General features: G+C 44.3%; 2 protein-coding genes. Both read left to right on the top strand.

The window, feature by feature from the left end:
• The coding region (locus tag A3739_RS18730; protein WP_068480532.1) for an SDR family oxidoreductase at positions 1-828 on the top strand (828 nt) is incomplete at its 5' end.
• 12 nt (positions 829-840) lie between these two features.
• Positions 841-1,514: metal-dependent hydrolase (locus A3739_RS18735; RefSeq protein WP_068502397.1), on the top strand; the 674-nt coding region annotated here is incomplete at its 3' end.

The raw sequence follows: 1,514 nt of genomic DNA on the forward strand, positions 1-1,514 counted from the left end.
ATGAAGAACTTTAAAGATAAAACCATCGTCATCACCGGAGCCGGTTCTGGAATGGGGCGCGCCTATGCCTTGGAATTTGCAAAGCTAAATGCACGGATCGCGATTACCGACTACGACGAATCAGGATTAAAAGAAACCGTGAAGCAACTCGAATCCTTGCCCCACAAAGGCATATGTAGTCAGGCGTTCGATATAAGCAATAAAGAAATCGTTGATCAGTTTGCGCGTCGCGTCAAAGACGAACTAGGCCCTGCACACGTGGTTATCAATAACGCAGGCATTGGTGGTGGTGGCAAGCCAGTTTGGAATATGGATGCCGAACAATACAGGCAAACGCTGAACGTGAATTTTTTTGGCGTTGTCTACGGTACTCAAGCGTTCTTGCCACATCTAATACAAAATAATGAAGGCGCTATTATTAACGTGTCGAGCATCTTTGGCCTCGTGGGAACGCCAAACGCCTCTGATTACTGCGCCTCGAAATTTGCTGTAAGAGGCTTCACAGAATCGCTGATGGTTGAGTTAGAAGACTCCCCTATTTCTGTGCATTTGCTTCACCCAGGCGGAATAAAAACAAACATCGCAATGAATACCGACGGTGGCGAAGAATTTACCGCTAAGTATCTAAAAACGCCTCCAGTGGCTGTTGTGCGCGAAGTCATTAAAGCGATTCAAACTGGCAAACAACGCATTGTATGTGGGCATCAATCTAAACCCGTTGCCTTGCTCTCTTGGGCTATACCTTTGCGCTGGAGAAATAAATATCTGCATAACGAGATGAAAGATCTTTTTGATCCTGAAGACTATCAACTAATCAGTAGGTTTTAAGGAAGAACTAGTATGTACAGAACAGACTCAAACTACGCGCCGCTAAATGATGGAAAGCATTTTCAACCTGATATGGATGTGCGAGAGAAGTTAGATTTTGGCTTGGACGAAACCATTCCCAAATACTGGTTAGATGGTAATCCTTTCCGCACACGCTTGATGGATGCAATGCAGGTAACCTTCCCTGATGGAGAGCGTTACTTTATTACTGCCGTGCGCGCATTTAGAGACCAAATTGAAGACCCGAAACAACTCGAAGATGTGAAAGCCTTTACACGCCAAGAAGCACAGCATGGCATCGCACATACTAAGTTCAATAATTTGCTCAAAAAACAAGGTATGCCAATCGATGAGATTTTGTCTGAGCACAAAGAGATCATCGACAAATATCTCAATGAATATTCACCCGAATACAATGTCGCGCTTACCGCAGCTTTTGAGCATTTTACTGCGCTCATGGCAGAAGCATTCTTCAGTAAAAAATACGTGTCAGAAGGCTTCGATCATCGAATGAAGACGATGTTTGCATGGCATGCGATTGAAGAAATGGAGCATCGTTCCGTAGCATTTGATGTGATGCAGAAAGTTGCCAAAGTTGGTTATTTCATGCGTGTGTGGGCGGTTATATACGGAACCTATGAAACCATGCGAATCATGTTCACTAATGGGGACAAACTGCTTAAGGC

Source organism: Oleiphilus sp. HI0067 (assembly GCF_001635735.1).